18 protein-coding genes are annotated in these 20,117 nt (G+C 51.3%); 15 read left to right on the forward strand and 3 right to left on the reverse strand.

Annotated features, from left to right (window positions below; genetic code table 11):
- Positions 1 to 43 precede the first annotated feature (43 nt).
- The 3 genes from dapD to map all read right to left on the reverse strand — a co-directional run bounded on the left by dapD (position 44) and on the right by map (position 4,493).
- A complete protein-coding gene (gene dapD / locus TU92_RS19685; RefSeq protein WP_112168862.1) occupies positions 44 to 868 on the reverse strand; it encodes a 2,3,4,5-tetrahydropyridine-2,6-dicarboxylate N-succinyltransferase in 825 nt (274 codons plus the stop codon).
- 47 nt (positions 869 to 915) lie between these two features.
- Positions 916 to 3,606, reverse strand: a complete 2,691-nt coding sequence (glnD, locus tag TU92_RS19690; protein WP_112168863.1) for a bifunctional uridylyltransferase/uridylyl-removing protein GlnD — start codon at positions 3,604 to 3,606, stop codon at positions 916 to 918.
- A gap of 95 nt (positions 3,607 to 3,701) precedes the next feature.
- Positions 3,702 to 4,493: a type I methionyl aminopeptidase gene (map, locus tag TU92_RS19695; protein WP_112168864.1), complete on the reverse strand. Its 792-nt coding sequence runs from the start codon at positions 4,491 to 4,493 to the stop codon at positions 3,702 to 3,704.
- Between the two features lie 366 nt (positions 4,494 to 4,859).
- Here map and rpsB point away from each other — a divergent pair, with 366 nt between their 5' ends.
- The 15 genes from rpsB (at position 4,860) to rnhB (ending at position 20,057) form a co-directional block, all read left to right on the forward strand.
- Entirely contained in the window at positions 4,860 to 5,585 is a 726-nt protein-coding gene (gene rpsB / locus TU92_RS19700; protein WP_056781750.1) for a 30S ribosomal protein S2, read from the forward strand.
- A gap of 147 nt (positions 5,586 to 5,732) precedes the next feature.
- A complete protein-coding gene (gene tsf, locus TU92_RS19705) occupies positions 5,733 to 6,584 on the forward strand; it encodes a translation elongation factor Ts (protein ID WP_112168865.1) in 852 nt (283 codons plus the stop codon).
- A gap of 169 nt (positions 6,585 to 6,753) precedes the next feature.
- The gene (gene pyrH / locus TU92_RS19710) at positions 6,754 to 7,485 is read left to right on the forward strand and encodes a UMP kinase (RefSeq protein WP_056781743.1); all 732 of its coding nucleotides are present in this window, start codon (positions 6,754 to 6,756) and stop codon (positions 7,483 to 7,485) included.
- Between the two features lie 107 nt (positions 7,486 to 7,592).
- Positions 7,593 to 8,150: a ribosome recycling factor gene (frr, locus tag TU92_RS19715; RefSeq protein ID WP_112168866.1), complete on the forward strand. Its 558-nt coding sequence runs from the start codon at positions 7,593 to 7,595 to the stop codon at positions 8,148 to 8,150.
- 161 nt (positions 8,151 to 8,311) lie between these two features.
- On the forward strand, positions 8,312 to 9,508 hold the full coding sequence (gene ispC, locus TU92_RS19720) for a 1-deoxy-D-xylulose-5-phosphate reductoisomerase (protein ID WP_112168867.1): 1,197 nt from the start codon (positions 8,312 to 8,314) through the stop codon (positions 9,506 to 9,508).
- 245 nt (positions 9,509 to 9,753) lie between these two features.
- On the forward strand, positions 9,754 to 10,512 hold the full coding sequence (gene ispU, locus TU92_RS19725) for a (2E,6E)-farnesyl-diphosphate-specific ditrans,polycis-undecaprenyl-diphosphate synthase (protein ID WP_112168868.1): 759 nt from the start codon (positions 9,754 to 9,756) through the stop codon (positions 10,510 to 10,512).
- Between the two features lie 9 nt (positions 10,513 to 10,521).
- Complete coding sequence (gene cdsA, locus TU92_RS19730) at positions 10,522 to 11,370, forward strand: phosphatidate cytidylyltransferase (RefSeq protein ID WP_112168869.1); 849 nt, start codon at positions 10,522 to 10,524, stop codon at positions 11,368 to 11,370.
- A gap of 42 nt (positions 11,371 to 11,412) precedes the next feature.
- Positions 11,413 to 12,768 carry a sigma E protease regulator RseP gene (rseP, locus tag TU92_RS19735; RefSeq protein ID WP_112168870.1) on the forward strand — a complete coding sequence of 452 codons (1,356 nt, stop codon included), beginning with the start codon at positions 11,413 to 11,415 and terminating at the stop codon, positions 12,766 to 12,768.
- A 36-nt stretch (positions 12,769 to 12,804) separates the two neighbouring features.
- The gene (bamA, locus tag TU92_RS19740; protein ID WP_112168871.1) at positions 12,805 to 15,225 is read left to right on the forward strand and encodes an outer membrane protein assembly factor BamA; all 2,421 of its coding nucleotides are present in this window, start codon (positions 12,805 to 12,807) and stop codon (positions 15,223 to 15,225) included.
- 154 nt (positions 15,226 to 15,379) lie between these two features.
- Positions 15,380 to 15,877 carry a molecular chaperone Skp gene (gene skp / locus TU92_RS19745; RefSeq protein WP_112168872.1) on the forward strand — a complete coding sequence of 166 codons (498 nt, stop codon included), beginning with the start codon at positions 15,380 to 15,382 and terminating at the stop codon, positions 15,875 to 15,877.
- A gap of 2 nt (positions 15,878 to 15,879) precedes the next feature.
- Positions 15,880 to 16,902, forward strand: coding sequence for a UDP-3-O-(3-hydroxymyristoyl)glucosamine N-acyltransferase (gene lpxD / locus TU92_RS19750; RefSeq protein ID WP_112168873.1), 1,023 nt, complete (start codon positions 15,880 to 15,882; stop codon positions 16,900 to 16,902).
- Between the two features lie 114 nt (positions 16,903 to 17,016).
- On the forward strand, positions 17,017 to 17,505 hold the full coding sequence (gene fabZ, locus TU92_RS19755) for a 3-hydroxyacyl-ACP dehydratase FabZ (RefSeq protein ID WP_183850297.1): 489 nt from the start codon (positions 17,017 to 17,019) through the stop codon (positions 17,503 to 17,505).
- A 3-nt stretch (positions 17,506 to 17,508) separates the two neighbouring features.
- Positions 17,509 to 18,297, forward strand: a complete 789-nt coding sequence (gene lpxA / locus TU92_RS19760) for an acyl-ACP--UDP-N-acetylglucosamine O-acyltransferase (protein WP_112168874.1) — start codon at positions 17,509 to 17,511, stop codon at positions 18,295 to 18,297.
- A gap of 18 nt (positions 18,298 to 18,315) precedes the next feature.
- Positions 18,316 to 19,464: a lipid-A-disaccharide synthase gene (lpxB, locus tag TU92_RS19765; RefSeq protein WP_112168875.1), complete on the forward strand. Its 1,149-nt coding sequence runs from the start codon at positions 18,316 to 18,318 to the stop codon at positions 19,462 to 19,464.
- Positions 19,461 to 20,057, forward strand: a complete 597-nt coding sequence (gene rnhB / locus TU92_RS19770) for a ribonuclease HII (protein ID WP_112168876.1) — start codon at positions 19,461 to 19,463, stop codon at positions 20,055 to 20,057. The genes lpxB and rnhB overlap by 4 nt, the downstream gene beginning before the upstream one ends.
- Positions 20,058 to 20,117: the final 60 nt, after the last annotated feature.

Below are 20,117 nucleotides of genomic sequence, written 5' to 3' on the forward strand. Positions count from 1 at the left end.
GTAAATACAAAAATTGACCCGCTATTTCTCAGTACTGCTCAGTTTAGTCGATGTTACGCAACAGCTCATTCAGGCCGGTTTTGCCTAATGTTTTCGCATCCACTTTCTTCACGATCACGGCGCAGTACAGGCTGTAGCTGCCATCTTTAGACGGCAGGTTACCGGAAACCACGACGGAGCCCGCAGGAACGCGGCCGTAATGTACTTCACCGGTTTCGCGGTCATAAATCTTGGTGCTCTGGCCGATGTAAACGCCCATGGAAATCACGGAGCCTTCTTCTACGATCACGCCTTCAACGATTTCTGAGCGCGCACCGATGAAGCAGTTATCTTCGATGATGGTCGGGTTAGCCTGCAACGGCTCCAGTACGCCACCGATGCCAACGCCGCCGGACAGGTGAACGTTTTTACCGATCTGCGCGCAGGAACCGACGGTCGCCCAGGTATCAACCATGGTGCCTTCATCCACGTAAGCGCCGATGTTAACGTAAGAGGGCATCAGCACAGTATTGCGGGCGATGAATGCGCCTTTACGAACGGCAGCCGGTGGCACTACACGGAAACCTTCACGCTGAAAACGGGCTTCATCGTAGTCAGCGAATTTCATCGGCACTTTATCGAAGTAGCGGCTTTCACCGCCTTCCATGACCTGGTTGTCGTTAATCCTGAAAGAGAGCAGTACCGCTTTCTTCAGCCACTGATGCGTTACCCATTCGCCATTAATCTTTTCAGCCACGCGCAGTTCGCCGCTGTCGATTTTGTTGATGACCTGAATGATCGCGTCGCGCGTTACGCTGTCTACGTTTGCCGGGGTAATGTCTGCACGGCGCTCGAAGGCTTGTTCAATAACGGTTTGTAGTTGCTGCATCCTGTTCTCTTTCCTGAAGTGATGTTAAATAGACAACCGTACTTGTATCACATTTTATCGCCGGGGTTGAGTGCCTCGGTTAATCGGCGCGTGATTTCCTTACGCGTCGGCTTGTCGAGTGCGCGACGTTCGGAGTTCGCCAGAATGAATAAATCTTCAACCCGTTCTCCGATGGTCGAAATGCGTGCCCCATGCAGCGATAATCCCAAATCAGAGAAGACTTCCCCGACGCGGGCCAGCAGGCCGGGTTGATCCAGCGCGACCAGCTCCATGTAGGTGCGGCGATCGGTATGCGTCGGCAGGAAACTGACCTCGGTCTGTACGCTGAAATGGCGCAGTTTTGGCGAAGGGCGGCGCGCGCGTGGTGGTTGATACGCTTGCGTCATCGACTGTTCCAGTGCGTAACGGATGGCTTCGTGACGATCCTGCGCCAGCGGGCTGCCGTCCGGTTCGAGCACAATAAAGGTGTCCATCGCCATACCATCGCGGTTAGTGAAAATCTGTGCGTCGTGGATGCTCAGATTGCGCCGGTCCAGCTCGCCTGCGACCGTGGCAAACAGGTAAGGGCGGTCAGGGCTCCAGATGAAGATCTCCGTACCGCCGCGCGTGGCCTGGCGACTCACCAGCACCAGGGGTTTGGTGGAGTCATGTTCCAGCAGATGTCGCGCATGCCACGCCAGCTGATTGGGCGAGTGGCGCAGGAAGTAATCCGCACGGCAGCGGCTCCAGATACGGTGCAGCGCTTCTTCGTCAATATTATCCATACGCAGCAACGCCAGTGCCTGCAGGCGGTGATGGCGCACGCGTTCGCGCAGATCCGGCGTATTTTGCATACCGCGACGCAGCTGTTTTTCAGTTGCGAAATACAGTTCGCGTATCAGGCTTTGCTTCCAGCTGTTCCAGAGGGTTTCATTGGTGGCGCAGATATCGGCCACGGTCAGACTGACCAGATAACGCAGGCGAACTTCGGTTTGCATTTCTGCGGCAAACTGTTGGATCTCGTTAGGATCCTGAATGTCGCGGCGCTGTGCCGTCACTGACATCAGTAAATGAACGCGCACCAGCCATGACACCAGCTGCGTTTCCCGCGAGTTCAATCCGTGCAGTTCGGCGAACTCGAGCACGTCCTGCGCACCGAGAATGGAGTGATCGCCGCCACGGCCTTTGGCGATATCGTGGAACAGCGCGGCCATCAGCAAGAGTTCAGGCTGTGGCAGGCGCGGGTAGAGCTCTACGCATAACGGATGTTTCGGGCGCGTTTCTTCATGAGCGAAGCTTTCGAGTTTTTGCAGCACACGGATGGTGTGCTCATCCACGGTATAAGCGTGGAATAAATCGAACTGCATCTGACCAACGATTTGCCCCCACTGCGGCATATATGCCCACAACACGCTATGACGATGCATCGGCACCAGCGCGCGCGACACGGCGCCCGGATGGCGCAGAATCGACATAAACATCTCACGCGCCTGCGGGATCATACACAGCGGCTCTTTCAGATGACGTCGCGCGTGACGCAGCAGGCGCACGGTGGTGGAGTAAATACCTTTGATTTCGCGGTGACGCACCATCAGGTGGAACATGCCGATAATGGTTTCCGGCTGGCGTTCGAACAGGGATTCGTCACGCAGGTCGATCAGATCGCCGCGCAGCTGGAAATGCTCATCCAGAGGACGTGGCTTTTCATTCGGGCCAATCGCCAGAATCGCTTCATCAAACAGCTGTAACAACATCTGATTCAGCTCGCCGACCCGGCGGGTCATGCGATAGAAATCTTTCATCATGCGTTCGACCGGCTGATTGCCTTCGCCCTGATATTGCAGAAGCTGGGCGACGTTGAGCTGCCTGTCGAACAGCAGGCGGTTATCATACCGCGGTAATACTAAGTGCAGGGCAAAGCGAATGCGCCACAGGAAGCTCTGGCATTCCAGCAACTCATTGCGCTCGGCTTTGGTCAGAAAACCAAATGCAACCATTTCATCGAGCGACGTTGCACCGAAGTGACGGCGCGCGACCCACAGAATGGTGTGAATATCGCGCAGGCCGCCGGGGCTGCTTTTGATATCCGGTTCCAGATTGTAGCTGGTGCCGTGATAGCGCAGATGGCGTTCGTTTTGCTCTTCAATTTTGGCGCGGAAGAAGTTGGGCGAAGGCCAGAATCCGTCGCTGAAAATGTGTTTCTGCATGCTGAGGAACAGCGCAACATCGCCGCAAATCAGACGCGATTCAATAAGATTGGTGGCGACGGTGAGATCCGCCAGCCCTTCCAGCAGGCATTCTTCCAGCGTGCGAACGCTGTGCCCGACTTCCAGCTTCACGTCCCAGAGCAGGGTGATCAGTTCACCGATGCGTTGCGCCTGTTCATCGTTGAGGCGTTTCTGGCTCAGTACCAGCACATCGATGTCGGAAAGCGGGTGTAATTCACCGCGTCCGTAGCCCCCTACGGCAACCATCGCGGTTTCGGGAATGTTGTCGAAACCGTAGAACGTCCACAGACGTTGCAGGAGCTGGTCGATGAAATGCGCACGTGCATCAACCAATTCTTCTGCACGCAGCCCGGCATTGAACGCATCCGCCAGCCAGCCCTGAAACTGTTCCATATGTTGCTTGAGGCTCTGACGGTTTAAATCATCATCCGGATAGACGGCAGGGGAGACAGGCTGTGGCGGGCATGCGAACGGCAATTCCTGAGAGAGTTCAGATTGCAGGCGCTTTTCAGCAGAGAAGTTTTCAGTCATAGATGCGCAGCCCATTCCTACACGTTAAAGATAAAAAAACCGGCTTTCGCCGGTTTGATTGACAGATTTATCCGCACTTCGCAGAGCGGCAACTGTTAGTCGTGCGTCAGAATAGCCGGGATGGTGTCATCCTTACGCAGCGTCATAATTTCACAACCGTTATCAGTCACCACAATAGTATGCTCGTACTGAGCCGACAAGCTGCGATCTTTAGTTTTTACTGTCCAGCCATCTTTCATGGTGCGGATGCGGAAATCACCCGCGTTGACCATAGGTTCAACGGTGAAAGCCATACCTGCCTGTAAAACTACGCCGCCGTCGTCTGCATCGTAATGCAGAACCTGAGGCTCTTCGTGGAAACCTTCCCCAATGCCGTGACCGCAGTATTCGCGCACAACGGAAAATTTCTCAGCTTCCACGAACTTCTGGATCTCTTTCCCCAGGGTACGCAGACGAATACCCGGTTTGATAAGGCGCAGTGCCAGATACAGGCTTTCCTGCGTCACGCGGCACAGACGTTCACCCAGGATCGTCGGTTTACCTGCGATGAACATCTTGGAGGTATCGCCGTGAAAACCGTCTTTAATGACCGTCACGTCGATGTTGACGATATCGCCGTCTTTAAGAATTTTGTCGTCACTTGGAATACCGTGACACACCACTTCGTTAATGGAGATGCAGACGGATTTCGGGAAGCCGTGATAGTCCAGGCAGGCAGAAATGGCTTTTTGGTTATTCACGATGTGATCGGAACAAATGCGATCCAATTCACCGGTGCTGACGCCAGGTTTGACGTGAGGCTCAATGATTTCCAGCACTTCCGCAGCCAGACGGCCAGCGACGCGCATTTTTTCGATATCTTCAGGGGTTTTGATTGAAATGGCCATGAGTCTTCCTGCAGGTTTGTACATCCGGTGTGCTGTATTTCTACACCGTTGTCGTCAATAATTAGCTGTGGCTTATGGTATCAGCCCTGATATTAGCTGCCAAACTATCATTTCCAGGGGGGCAATTCGGCGAACAAAAGTTGCTGCCCGGCCGTTATTTGTGGTATAAAACGCGCCGGCAATCCGCTCTGGGTCCCAGACTCCGGGGGATTAAAGCCGAATTCACTCATATGTGTACTTATTAACGTAAGTAATAACACACACGTATCGACACATACGCCGGGGTGCCTTGGGAATTTATTCTGCAGGGTCGGTTGTATGGGATACGTGGAGGCATAACCCCAACTACTTAATAGAGGTTTTATCATGGCAACTGTTTCCATGCGCGACATGCTCAAGGCCGGTGTTCACTTCGGTCACCAAACCCGTTACTGGAACCCGAAAATGAAGCCATTCATCTTCGGCGCTCGTAACAAGGTTCACATCATCAACCTTGAGAAAACTGTTCCAATGTTCAACGAAGCTCTGGCTGAGTTGCAGAAGATCTCTGCCCGTAAAGGCAAGATCCTGTTCGTTGGTACTAAACGCGCAGCAAGCGAAGCGGTAAAAGACGCTGCACACAACTGCGACCAGTTCTTCGTGAACCATCGCTGGTTGGGCGGCATGCTGACTAACTGGAAAACCGTTCGTCAGTCCATCAAACGTTTGAAAGACCTGGAAATTCAGTCTCAGGACGGCACTTTCGAGAAGCTGACCAAGAAAGAGGCGCTGATGCGTACTCGCGAACTGGCTAAGCTGGAAAACAGCCTGGGTGGTATCAAGGATATGGGTGGTCTTCCTGACGCACTGTTCGTTGTCGACGCTGATCACGAACACATCGCAATCAAAGAAGCTAACAACCTGGGTATCCCGGTATTCTCCATTGTTGATACCAACTCCGATCCGGATGGCGTTGACTTTGTTATCCCTGGTAACGATGACGCAATCCGTGCAGTAAATCTGTACCTGAGCGCTGTTGCTGCCACTGTCCGTGAAGGCCGTTCGCAAGATCTGGCTGTTCAGGCAGAAGAAAGCTTCGTAGAAGCTGAATAATAAGGCAAGCTCAGCAGAGCCCTTATTAACCAGGTATTGAAATATGTTGGTTAGGGGGCCTTTATTGGCCCCCTTTGCTTATCTTAAATGCGAGAAATATCTCACCGCAAAAACCCTTTTTGCACTGAGATAATCGAGGAAAATACAATGGCTGATATTACCGCTGCCCTGGTAAAAGAACTGCGCGAACGTACTGGCGCTGGCATGATGGATTGTAAGAAAGCTCTGGTTGAAGCTAACGGCGACATCGAGCTGTCCATTGAAAACATGCGTAAATCTGGCGCGATCAAAGCGGCGAAAAAAGCAGGCAACGTAGCTGCTGACGGCGTGATCAAAACCAAGATTGAAGGCAACTACGGCGTGATTCTGGAAGTTAACTGCCAGACTGACTTCGTTGCTAAAGATGCCGGTTTCCAGGCATTTGCTGACAAAGTGCTGGATGCTGCTGTTGCAGGCAAAATCACTGACGTTGAAGTTCTGAAAACACAGTTCGAAGAAGAGCGTGTGCAACTGGTTGCTAAAATCGGTGAGAACATCAACATCCGTCGCGTTTCTTCCCTGGAAGGCGAAGTGTTGGGTAGCTACCTGCACGGTGCACGCATCGGTGTTCTGATCGCTGCTAAAGGCGCTGACGAAGAACTGGTTAAGCAGATTGCTATGCACGTTGCTGCAAGCAAGCCTGAGTTCGTTAAACCAGAAGATGTGTCTGCTGAAGTGGTAGAAAAAGAGTACCAGGTTCAGCTGGACATCGCGATGCAATCTGGCAAGCCGAAAGAAATCGCAGAGAAAATGGTTGAAGGCCGCATGAAGAAATTCACCGGCGAAGTTTCTCTGACTGGCCAGCCTTTCGTTATCGACCCAAGCAAAACTGTTGGTCAGATTCTGAAAGAGCATAACGCCGACGTTATCAACTTCATCCGCTTCGAAGTGGGTGAAGGCATCGTTAAAGTTGAGACTGACTTTGCTGCAGAAGTTGCAGCGATGTCCAAACAGTCTTAATCAGTAACTGATGCACCATAAAATGGAACCGCTGCACGTTGGCGGTTCCGTTTTATCCAGCCCCAAATTCCAATGACATTGTGCGATGTGCTGTAGTAACACCCGGCAACAACGCTATGATGTAAAGATTGAATTCTCATTAAGACACATTGCTTCTAGGACAGACACCATGGCTACCAATGCGAAACCCGTTTATCAGCGTATCCTGCTCAAACTCAGTGGCGAAGCCCTGCAGGGCAGTGAAGGTTTTGGTATCGACGCGAGTGTATTAGATCGTATGGCTCAGGAAGTCAAAGAGCTGGTCGAACTCGGCATTCAGGTAGGCGTTGTGATCGGCGGCGGTAACTTATTCCGTGGCGCGGGTCTGGCGCAGGCGGGCATGAATCGTGTTGTAGGCGACCATATGGGTATGCTGGCGACTGTCATGAACGGCCTGGCAATGCGTGACGCATTACACCGTGCCTATGTTAACGCGCGTCTGATGTCTGCAATTCCTTTGAACGGTGTTTGTGATAATTACAGCTGGGCTGAAGCCATTAGCCTGCTGCGTCATAACCGCGTGGTCATTTTTTCCGCCGGTACCGGTAATCCTTTCTTTACTACAGATTCTGCAGCCTGTCTGCGTGGTATCGAAATTGAAGCCGATGTGGTATTAAAAGCCACCAAAGTCGACGGCGTCTATTCCGCTGACCCGGTTAAAAATCCGGAAGCAACGCTGTACGAAACATTGACCTATCAGGAAGTGCTGGAGCAGGAATTGAAAGTGATGGATCTGGCGGCATTTACATTAGCCCGCGATCACAATCTTCCGATTCGTGTTTTCAACATGAACAAACCCGGTGCACTGCGCCGCGTGGTGATGGGTGAAAACGAAGGGACGCTGATTTCTAACGCTGAGTGATCCTTCGCTATAAACATTGCGTTCAGCCAGCCAGTGCTGGCATAAGTATTCACGGACTATACTGATGGTATGGTCTGCCAGGTAACCAGCTCTCAAGGGTTCACAACGTGATTAACGAAATCAAAAAAGACGCTGAAATTCGTATGGAAAAATGCGTAGAAGCATTTAAAACTCATATCAGCAAAATCCGTACAGGCCGCGCTTCTCCCGGCATTCTCGACGGCATCATGGTGGAATACTATGGTTCTGCGACGCCACTGCGTCAGCTGGCTCAGGTGACGGTGGAAGACTCCCGTACTCTGGCTATTTCTGTATTTGACCGCTCAATCAGCGCTGCCGTTGAAAAAGCGATCATGACCTCCGATTTGGGTCTGAACCCATCTTCAGCGGGCGCGACTATCCGCGTACCATTGCCTGCATTGACTGAAGAGCGTCGTAAAGACCTGATCAAAGTCGTGCGTGGCGAAGCAGAGCAGGGCCGTGTTTCTGTGCGTAACGTCCGTCGTGACGCTAACGACAAAACCAAAGCACTGCTGAAAGATAAAGAAATCAGTGAAGATGAAGATCGTCGTTCTCAGGACGATATTCAGAAGCTGACAGATATCTTCATCAAGAAAATCGATGTAGCTTTGACTGAGAAAGAAGCTGAGCTGATGGAGTTCTAATCAGACTCGTTTGTTCTCAAATAAAGCGTCGCAAATGCGGCGCTTTATTTTTTTACGGGTCTCAAATCTTTTCTCTGCTGCCACAATCTCATGGACAAGCCGGATAAGAGGTTTCAGACTGTGCACTATTCTGAATTGATGGCGTTATCCCGGGCATTTTCATGAAACAAATGACTATTCTTGGTTCGACAGGGTCTGTCGGCACCAGTACGCTTTCCGTTGTCCGGTCCAATCCCGACGCTTTCGCAGTCAAAGCCCTGATTGCAGGACACAATGTTGACGTGATGGCGCAGCAATGTATCGAGTTTCGTCCGGCCTATGCGTCCATGGCCGATGAGACTTCAGCCCGGGCTCTGCGAACTATTCTGGCCGAGCAGGGTGTGAAAACTGAGGTGCTCTCCGGCGAAAACGCCGCAATCGAACTGGCTGCACTGGATGATGTCGATCAAGTGATGTCAGCCATTGTGGGCGCTGCCGGCCTTTTACCGACGCTCGCTGCCGTGCGTGCAGGTAAACAGATCCTTCTGGCGAATAAAGAGTCTCTGGTCACCTGTGGTCGTATCTTCATGGATGCGGTCCGTGAAAACCAGTCTCAACTCCTTCCTATCGACAGTGAACATAATGCGATTTTCCAGAGTTTGCCTGAGTCCGTTCAGCAGCAACTGGGCTATGCTTCACTTGAAGAAAACGGGATTTCTCGCATTGTTTTAACCGGCTCCGGCGGACCTTTTCGCGAGTTACCGTTAAACCACTTTAACGATGTCACACCGGATCAGGCGTGCGCGCATCCTAACTGGTCAATGGGGCGTAAAATTTCTGTCGATTCCGCCACGATGATGAACAAAGGCCTGGAGTACATCGAAGCCCGCTGGTTGTTTAATGCGTCTGCGGCCGAAATGGAAGTGATCATCCATCCCCAGTCGGTTATCCACTCGATGGTACGTTATCGTGACGGCAGCGTACTGGCGCAGTTGGGGTCGCCGGACATGCGTACGCCTATTGCACATGCGATGGCGTATCCACGCCGTGTCGCTGCTGGCGTCGAAGCATTAGACTTCTGTAAAATGGGCGCACTCTCTTTCTCTGAGCCGGATTATGCGCGGTATCCTTGCCTGCAACTGGCTATCGAAGCCAGCAACACCGGGCAGGCAGCGACGACGGCGCTGAATGCAGCGAACGAAATTTCCGTGGCGGCATTCCTCAATGGTGAGATTCGTTTCACCGATATTGCTTCGATTAACCGTCAGGTAATGGACGAGCTGGTGAGCGCTGAACCGGAGTCTGTGGATGCAGTGCTGGAAATTGACAGACAATCGCGGGCATCGGCTCAACAAAAACTTCGCACATTTGCGGCCTGACGCTAAGTTTACTGCTTATGCAGCAGTTTGTTAGCATCACATTGAAATGGTATAGTCTGCGCCACGCTGACAGTAGATTCAGGTTTTTAGTCTCTGGATCTGACATGTGGAATCGGTAAGCTGTCAGAGTAGCCGTGCCCGCAAGGGAGACACGGCTTTTTTGCGCGTGTTATTGCGCCTGCGTTTGAACTGCAACGCCAGCTAAAAAGCCGTCGTGTTCTGATAAAAGGAAATGAGTACGCGTTATGTCCCTCGAAAATCAACAGATGTCTGATACGTCCTGCGCTCAGCCGCGCCATGTCGCCATTATTATGGACGGCAACGGACGTTGGGCAAAACGTCAGGGTAAAATGAGGGTCTTTGGTCATAAAGCGGGCGTAAAATCAGTGCGTAAAGCCGTGAGTTTTGCAGCCAACCATCAACTTGATGCCCTTACGCTTTATGCCTTTAGTAGTGAAAACTGGAATCGCCCGGCTCAGGAAGTCGCCGCATTGATGGAGCTGTTCGTACGTGCACTCGACAGTGAAGTCAAAAGCCTGCATAAACATAATGTCAGGCTGCGGATCATTGGCGATGTCAGTCGCTTTAGTGCTCGTCTGCAGGAACGCATTCGTCGTTCAGAAACACTTACAGAAAATAACGACGGTCTTACGCTGAACATTGCTGCGAATTATGGTGGCCGATGGGATATTATTCAGGGCGTTAAGACGCTGGCGGGTCAGGTTGAAGCCGGTACCCTGCGGGCCGAGCAAATAACAGAAGACATGCTGGATTCAGCCGTCTGTATGAGCGAACTGGCACCAGTCGATTTGGTGATCAGAACCGGTGGGGAACATCGAATCAGTAACTTCCTGCTGTGGCAAATTGCCTATGCGGAGTTTTACTTTACGGATGTCCTCTGGCCTGATTTTGATGAAAATACCTTTGAAGATGCGCTGGATGCTTTTGCACAACGCGAGCGCCGCTTCGGGGGGACTACACCTATCGGCGCCAATGCGTCCTAGGGAGAACATTTGCTGAAGTATCGCATTATCACAGCTCTGATTTTAATACCGATTGTTATTGCTGCACTCTTTTTACTACCGCCAGTCGGTTTTGCCATTGTCACGTTAATCGTGTGCATGTTGGCGGCGTGGGAGTGGGGACAATTAGCGGGTCTCGGAAGCCGTAACCAGAGAATATGGCTCGCCATCCTCTGTGGTTTCCTGCTGGCCGCCATGATGCTAAGCATTCCTGCCTATCATCAGAGCGCGCAGTTGCCGCTGGTAAGTGGTTCCCTATGGGCCGCACTCGCCTGGTGGTGTGTGGCGCTGGTGCTGGTGGTTGGGTATCCGGCGTCAGCCGCATTCTGGCGACATTCGCGCGTACTGCGGATCTTGTTTGGCGTACTGACAATTGTACCGTTTTTCTGGGGTATGGTCGCGTTGCGTCAATATGGTTATGCCGAGAATCCTCACACTGGCGCATGGTGGCTGTTATATGTGATGCTACTCGTCTGGGGTGCTGATTCTGGTGCATACCTGTTTGGTAAGCTGTTCGGTAAGCACAAGCTGGCACCTAAAGTTTCGCCGGGAAAAACCTGGGAAGGGTTCATCGGCGGTTTACTGACATGTGCGCTGATTGCCTGGCTGTTTGGCCGCTATGCACCGCTTACCGTGCAGCCGTCTGTATTATTGATTTGTTCCGTGGTTGCTGCGCTGGCTTCAGTCTTAGGCGACCTGACCGAGAGTATGTTTAAACGCGAAGCCGGGATCAAAGACAGTGGTCATATGATCCCAGGGCATGGCGGAATATTGGACCGTATCGACAGCCTGACTGCTGCGGTTCCTGTATTTGCCTGCCTGATGCTGTTAGTGTATTAATCCGTCGCTGACGGTGAAGTTTTCTAAGGAATAGTTGGACATATGATGAACATACTCTGGAGCCTGGCCGCCTTTATCGTTGCATTGGGGGTGCTTATCACCGTGCACGAGTTCGGCCATTTCTGGGTTGCTCGTCGCTGTGGCGTGCGCGTTCAGCGGTTTTCCGTAGGTTTCGGTCGCGCGCTTTGGCGTCGAACCGATCGCCACGGCACTGAATATGTCCTTGCTATCATCCCCCTCGGTGGTTACGTGAAAATGCTCGACGAGCGTTTAGAAACCGTACCGCCTGAGCTAAAGACTCTTACTTTCAATAGCAAAACTGTCTGGCAGCGTGCGGCAATTATCAGCGCGGGTCCGTTAGCCAACTTTATCTTTGCAGTTTTTGCTTACTGGGTCATTTTTATTGTTGGTGTACCAACAGTACGACCTGTGGTGGCCGAAATCATGCCTCAATCCATTGCCGCGCAAGCCAAAGTTTTGCCAGGAATGGAACTTAAGTCTATTGGCGGTATCGAAACGCCTGATTGGGATTCAATTCGAATGTCGTTGATGGGTCAAATTGGCAACAGCCAAATGACGCTCGGGGTAGCCGAGTTAGGCTCATCAACGATAATTGAAAAAGTTGTCGATTTGCGTGAATGGACGTTTGATCCTGAAACGCAAGATCCGGTGGTCGCGTTGGGGATTATTCCGCGTGGTCCGCAGGCAGAACCCGTATTATCTGAGGTGCAATCAGCCTCCGCCGCTCAAAAGGCAGGTTTGCAAGCGGGCGATCGGATCGTTAAAGTTGACGGTCAGGTTTTGGCGAGCTGGCGTGATTTTACGTTGCAGGTTCGCGATAATCCGGGTAAGCCCATTGCGTTAGACATTGAGCGTAATGGCGAGGCTCTGGCATTGACCCTGACACCGGAAAGTCGGACGTTAGGTAAAGGTATTGTACAAGGTTTTGCCGGGGTGGTTCCCAAAGTCATACCGTTGCCTGAAGAGTACAAGACAGTTCGTCAGTATGGTCCGTTTGTCGCTTTATATGAGGCGGGTGATAAAACCTGGCAACTGATGAAGCTTACAGTCAACATGCTGGGCAAATTGTTTACCGGTGATGTGAAGCTGAACAATCTGAGTGGCCCAATTTCCATCGCACAGGGCGCAGGAGTGTCAGCAGAGTATGGTTTAGTGTCGTACCTGACGTTTTTGGCGCTTATCAGCGTCAATCTCGGTATCGTAAACCTGTTCCCATTACCGATATTAGATGGTGGACACTTGGTTTTTCTGGCAATAGAGAAGCTAAAAGGTGGTCCAGTTTCCGAGCGAGTTCAAAACTTCAGTTATCAGGTCGGTGCTGTATTGCTGTTCCTGGTAATGGGGCTTGCACTTTTCAATGATTTCTCCCGTCTTTAAGGCTGGGGATTAGGTTAGGAAGAACGCATAACAACGATGGCGATCAAAAAGTTGCTCATAGCGTCGCTGCTGTTTGGCAGCGCCACCGTATACGGTGCAGACGGTTTCGTAGTGAAAGATATTCATTTCGAAGGCCTGCAGCGAGTTGCCGTCGGTGCGGCGTTACTCAATATGCCGGTTCGCGTCGGTGATACGGTGACTGACGATGACATCAGTAATACCATTCGTGCATTGTTTGCCACTGGCAACTTTGAGGACGTTCGCGTCCTGCGCGATGGCGATTCTCTGATTGTTCAGGTTAAAGAACGTCCAACGATTGCCAGCATCACTTTCTCCGGTAACAAATCGGTGAAAGATGACATGCTGAAACAAAACCTGGAGGCCTCTGGCGTCCGTGTTGGCGAAGCGCTTGACCGTACAACAATCGGCAGTATCGAGAAAGGTCTGGAAGACTTCTATTACAGCGTCGGAAAATACAGTGCGTCGGTAAAAGCGGTTGTTACCCCTTTGCCACGTAACCGTGTCGACCTGAAATTAGTCTTTACCGAGGGTGTTTCTGCGAAAATTCAGCAGATCAACATCGTAGGTAACCACGCCTTCAGTACTGATGAACTGATTTCTCATTTCCAGCTTCGTGATGAAGTGCCATGGTGGAACGTGGTTGGCGATCGCAAATACCAGAAACAGAAACTGGCGGGTGACCTTGAAACCCTGCGTAGCTTCTATCTGGATCGCGGTTACGCCCGCTTCAACATTGATTCGACGCAGGTCAGCCTGACGCCGGACAAAAAAGGCATCTACATCACGCTGAACATCACAGAAGGTGAGCAATACAAACTTTCTGGTGTTGAAGTCACTGGCAGCATGGCCGGTCACTCAGCAGAAGTGCAAAGCCTGACTAAAATTGATAAAGGCGAGCTGTATAACGGCGCTAAAGTCACCAAGATGGAAAACGACATCAAGCAGATGCTGGGTCGTTATGGCTATGCCTATCCACGTGTGAACACGCAGCCTGAAATTAATGATGCAGACAAGACTGTCAAACTGCATATCAACGTAGATGCGGGTAACCGTTTCTATGTGCGTCACATCCGCTTTGAAGGCAATGACACCAGTAAAGACAGCGTCCTGCGCCGTGAAATGCGTCAGATGGAAGGTGCCTGGTTAGGTAACGATCTGGTCGACAAAGGTAAAGAACGTCTGAACCGTCTTGGCTACTTCGAAACGGTAGATGTGGATACGCAACGCGTTCCGGGTACACCGGATCAGGTTGATGTGGTCTATAAAGTAAAAGAGCGTAACACCGGGACATTCAACTTTGGTGTGGGCTACGGTACAGAAAGTGGTGTTAGCTTCCAGGTCGGCGTCCAGCAGGACAACTGGTTGGGCACGGGTAACTCTGTCGGCATCAGCGGTACCAAAAACGATTATCAGACGTATGCAGAATTCACGATCACTGACCCGTACTTCACCGTTGACGGTGTGAGTCTGGGCGGCCGTATCTTCTACAATGACTTTAAAGCGGATAATGCGGATCTGTCTGACTATACCAACAGAAGTTATGGTATTGGCGGCAACCTTGGTTTCCCAATCAATGAGAACAACTCATTGCGTCTGGGTCTGGATTACGTACACAACGATCTGTCCAATATGGAACCACAGATCGCCATGTTCCGTTATCTGAACTCAGTGGGCCTGAAACCTGCGGTCACCACCAGCGACAATGCTGATGCAGATTTCAGTGCTGATGACTTCTTCGTGAACCTTGGCTGGGGTTATAACAACCTCGACCGTGGCTACTTCCCTACGTCAGGGACCAAAGCCAGCCTGAACGGTAAAGTCACCGTTCCGGGTTCTGATAACGAATATTACAAAATCACCTTCGATTCAACCAGCTACATGCCGCTGAATCAGGATCGTGATTGGGTGCTGATGGGCCGTGCACGCGCAGGTTATGCAGATGGTCTGGGCGGGAAAGAAGTACCGTTCTACGATAACTTCTATGCCGGTGGTTCAAGCAGTGTTCGTGGTTTCCAGTCGAACACCATTGGTCCAAAAGCAGCGTATTACAAATGTACTACGGCTAATACCTCGTACAGCGGCTGTCCGATCGATAATTCGGATGATGCGGTGGGCGGTAATGCAATGGCAGTACTGAGTGCAGAACTGATTGTTCCAACTCCGTTCGTTAGCGAAAAATACGCTAACTCATTGCGTACTTCTCTGTTCGTGGATAGCGGTACCGTCTGGGATACAGGTTGGGAAAACACCCCGCAGACTATGGCTGCCGGTGTACCTGACTACAGCAAACCAGGCAACATTCGTGTTTCTTCCGGTCTTGCGTTGCAGTGGATGTCTCCGCTGGGGCCATTGGTCTTCTCATATGCACAACCAGTTAAGAAATACGAAGGCGACAAAGCAGAGCAGTTCCAGTTTAACATTGGTAAAACCTGGTAACGGCCTGCCTGAACAAGAGTTATTCAGCAGAATCGCAATCGCCTGATTGCGGAACTGGATACACGGGTTTCGGCCCGTGTATCGTTTTAAAGTCAGGTGTTTTGTGTAATTTACTGTGCCAGATGGCACAAACGGGTGATGGAAGGAGTTTATAGTGAAAAAGTGGTTATATGCCGCAGGCCTCGGTTTAGTTATGGCTTCTTCAGCTAGCGTTCAGGCTGCTGACAAAATTGCTATCGTTAACGTCGCTAGCATTTTCCAACAGATGCCAGCGCGTGATGCTGTGGCCAAACAACTCGAAAATGAGTTCAAAAGCCGTGCAACTGATTTGCAATCTCAGGAACGTAGCCTGCAAACCAAAATGCAACGTCTGCAACGTGATGGCTCAACCATGAAAGCCAGCGATCGTTCTAAACTTGAAAAAGACGTGATGGCTCAGCGTGAAGCGTTCTCCGCTAAAGCGCAGCAGTTTGAGCAAGACAACCGTCGTCGTCAGGGCGAAGAGCGTAACAAAATCCTGAGCCGTATTCAGGACGCTGTGAAATCTGTTGCAAGCAAAGAAGGTTATGATGTTGTTATTGATGCAAATGCCATCGCGTATGCAAGCAATGACAAAGATATTACTGCTGATGTGCTGAAACAGGTTAAATAAACATGTCTTCAATTCGACTGGCTGATCTCGCACAGCAGTTGGATGCACAATTGCACGGTGATGGCGAAATTGCCATCACCGGCGTTGCTTCAATGCATTCCGCACACTCTGAGCAAATCACGTTTTTATCAAACAGCCGTTACCGTGAACAGTTGGCCTCCTGCACCGCAGGCGCCGTAGTGTTGACGGAAGCGGATCTGCCATTTTGCCCTACAGCGGCATTAGTGGTTAAAAACCCTTACCTGACCTATGCGCGTATGGCGCAACTGCTGGATACCACTCCGGCACCGGCACAGGATATTGCTGCGAGTGCGGTGATTTCTGAAAGTGCTTCTTTAGGTAAGAATGTCTCGGTTGGCGCTAATGCAGTCATCGAATCAGGCGTTGTGTTGGGCGATAACGTTATCGTTGGCGCAGGCTGTTTTATCGGTAAAGAAGCTAAAATAGGAGCAGGAACCCGTATCTGGGCCAATGTTTCAATTTATCATCGCGTTGAGATTGGCGAGCAGTGCCTGATTCAATCAGGTACGGTGATAGGTGCTGACGGTTTTGGTTACGCGAACGAACGTGGTAACTGGATTAAAATCCCGCAACTGGGCACCGTGATTATTGGCGATCGCGTTGAGATTGGAGCTTGTACCACCATCGACCGCGGTGCGCTGGATGACACTATTATCAGCAACGGCGTCATCATTGATAATCAATGTCAGATTGCACACAACGTCGTGATTGGAGACAATACGGCGGTTGCTGGCGGCGTAATTATGGCCGGTAGTCTGAAAATCGGACGTTACTGCCAGATAGGCGGAGCCAGTGTTATCAATGGTCACATGGAGATTTGTGACCAGGCCGTGGTGACAGGAATGGGAATGGTAATGCGACCAATCACTGAACCTGGGGTATACTCCTCCGGTATTCCGTTACAACCGAATAAAGTTTGGCGTAAGACGGCTGCATTGGTAATGAATATTGACGAGATGAATAAGCGCTTGAAAGCTGTCGAGCGTAAAATCGAAAAAGACTAATTACCACTTACGATGCTGCAATGCGTTCCCTGTAACGGGTGAACCTGCGGCATTCGTTCCTATTTGCGGCCTGCCTGATGACCTTTTTTTGGGGTCTGGCAGGCCGTGTTTTTGATGCCATCAGTTTTTATAGACAGGAAGAGTATTTTGACTACTGACACTCATACTCTGCGTATTGAAGAGATACTGGATTTATTGCCACACCGTTACCCGTTCTTGCTGGTTGACCGCGTGTTGGATTTTGAGAAAGGGAAATTTTTGCGCGCAGTGAAAAACGTTTCCTTTAACGAACCGTTTTTCCAGGGGCATTTCCCAGGCAAGCCGATTTTTCCAGGTGTTTTGATTCTGGAAGCCATGGCACAGGCCACCGGTATTCTGGCGTTTAAAAGTGTTGGAAAACTGGAACCGGGCGAGCTGTATTATTTTGCAGCAATTGATGATGCACGCTTCAAACGTCCGGTGTTGCCGGGTGACCAGATGATTCTGGAAGTTGAATTCATTAAAGAGCGTCGTGGTGTTGCTCGTTTTAAAGGTGTCGCAAAAGTAGATGGTGAGATTGCTTGCGAGGCATCAATGATGTGCGCCCGTCGCCGGGAGTCTTAATACATGATAGACAAAACCGCCTATATACATCCAAGCGCTATTGTTGAAGAAGGCGCCGTTATCGGTGCTGGTGTTCATATCGGTCCTTTCTGCTATGTCGGTTCCCAGGTGGAAATCGGCGAAGGTACTGAGCTTAAATCACACGTAGTTCTTAATGGCGTGACCAAAATTGGTCGCGATAACCGCATCTTCCAGTTCGTATCTATTGGTGAAATTAACCAGGATCTGAAGTATGCCGGTGAACCAACACGCGTTGAGGTCGGCGATCGCAACAATATTCGTGAGAGCGTGACCATTCATCGTGGGACCGTTCAGGGCGGTAGTCTGACAAAAGTGGGCAGCGATAACCTGTTAATGGTTAACGCGCATATCGCCCATGATTGCGTCATTGGTAATCGCTGCATTCTGGCGAACAACGCGACCCTTGGCGGCCACGTTAAGATTGACGATTTCGCTATCATTGGCGGTATGACCGCAGTGCATCAATTTTGCATCATCGGCGCACATGTCATGGTCGGCGGATGTTCTGGCGTTGCTCAGGACGTGCCTCCGTTTGTGATTGCGCAGGGAAACCATGCGACACCTTTCGGTATTAACATCGAAGGGCTTAAACGTCGTGGTTTTGAGAAAGCAGACCTGCACGCTATTCGTAATGCTTATAAGTTACTGTATCGCAGTGGCAAAACGCTGGAAGAAGCACAGCCGGAAATCGCTGCGATTGCCGCTGAATTCCCGAAGGTTAAACCTTTCAGTGATTTCTTCAGCCGCTCAACCCGCGGTATTATTCGCTGATCTGCGCTACGGAAAATAATGCAAAAGCCTGTTCTGACAATTGGCCTGGTGGCCGGTGAAACGTCCGGTGACATTCTTGGCGCCGGGCTGATTCGAGCCCTCAAGAAGCACCATCCTGACGCCCGCTTTGTGGGCGTCGCGGGGCCGCTGATGCAGGCGGAAGGGTGTGAAACCTGGTACGAAATGGAAGAGCTGGCGGTAATGGGCGTGGTGGAAGTATTAGGGCGTCTGCCACGCTTATTGAAAATCCGCAAAGATTTGACCCGACGTTTCAGCGAACTTAAGCCTGATGTATTTGTGGGCATCGACGCCCCTGATTTTAATATCACGCTTGAAGGCCGTCTGAAAAAGCGCGGTATCCGCACCATTCATTATGTCAGTCCGTCTGTCTGGGCATGGCGACAAAAACGCGTTTTCAAAATTGGTAAAGCCACCGATCTGGTACTGGCGTTTCTGCCATTTGAAAAAGCGTTCTACGATAAATTCAACGTACCTTGCCGTTTCATCGGCCACACGATGGCTGATGCAATGCCGCTGCATCCGGATAAACAGGCTGCCCGCTTGTCATTGGGCATTCCTGATGACGTGCATTGTCTGGCGTTGCTGCCGGGAAGCCGTCATGCGGAAGTGGAAATTCTCAGTGCTGATTTCCTAAAAACGGCGCTGCAACTGCGACAGACGTATCCTGATTTACACATTGTTGTGCCATTGGTGAATGCCAAACGTCGTGAGCAGTTCGAACGTATCAAAGCTGAAATTGCCCCAGACCTTCCTGCGCACTTGCTCGATGGTAAAGGACGCGAAGCGATGATCGCCAGCGATGCCGCGCTACTGGCGTCCGGTACGGCTGCGCTCGAGTGTATGCTGGCGAAATGCCCGATGGTGGTGGGTTACCGCATGAAGCCTTTTACCTTCTGGCTGGCAGAGCGTCTGGTGAAAACGCCCTACGTTTCATTGCCTAATCTGCTTGCCAGACGTGAAATCGTCACTGAGTTGTTACAAACCGAATGCGTGCCGGATAAACTTTCCGCTGCGCTGCTGCCTTTGCTGGCCGGCGGTGAGAAGAGCCAGGAACTGCGTAATACTTTTCTGGAATTGCACGAAAGCATCCGCCGTAATGCAGATGAGCAGGCCGCTCAGGCCGTAATGGAGCTGGCAAGCCAATGAGTGACGTTTTTATCTATCCACAGGCCGTGTGCATTGCCGGTGTGGATGAAGTGGGTCGTGGCCCGCTGGTGGGCGCTGTGGTGACCGCGGCAGTGATCCTCGATCCAGCCAATCCGATTCAAGGTCTGGCAGATTCCAAAAAGCTCAGCGAGAAACGCCGCGAAGCGTTGTATATCGAAATTAAAGAGAAAGCGCTCGCCTGGAGTCTTGGCCGCGCCGAACCGCATGAAATCGATGAACTGAATATTTTGCACGCTACTATGCTGGCGATGCAAAGAGCCGTCGCCGGTCTTGGCATCACGCCAGATATGGTGCTGATCGATGGCAACCGTTGCCCAAAACTTCCGATGGCCTCTCAGGCCGTGGTGAAAGGGGACAGTAAAGTTGCCGAAATCAGCGCGGCGTCCATTCTGGCGAAAGTCACCCGCGATCGCGAAATGGTTGAACTGGATCTGCAGTTCCCTGAATATGGTTTTGCGAAACACAAAGGCTATCCGACGCCGGTGCATCTTGAGAGCCTCGCCAGACTTGGCGCAACAGCGCATCATCGCCGCAGTTTCGCACCAGTGAAACGCGCACTCGGGCTGGCATAACGCGTCGCCTTGTTCCTTTCCTGCTGTAGCGGGAGATACAAACCCTTAATTCACTCATTT

The organism is Rahnella inusitata (assembly GCF_003263515.1).
GTDB classification, from domain to species: domain Bacteria; phylum Pseudomonadota; class Gammaproteobacteria; order Enterobacterales; family Enterobacteriaceae; genus Rahnella; species Rahnella inusitata.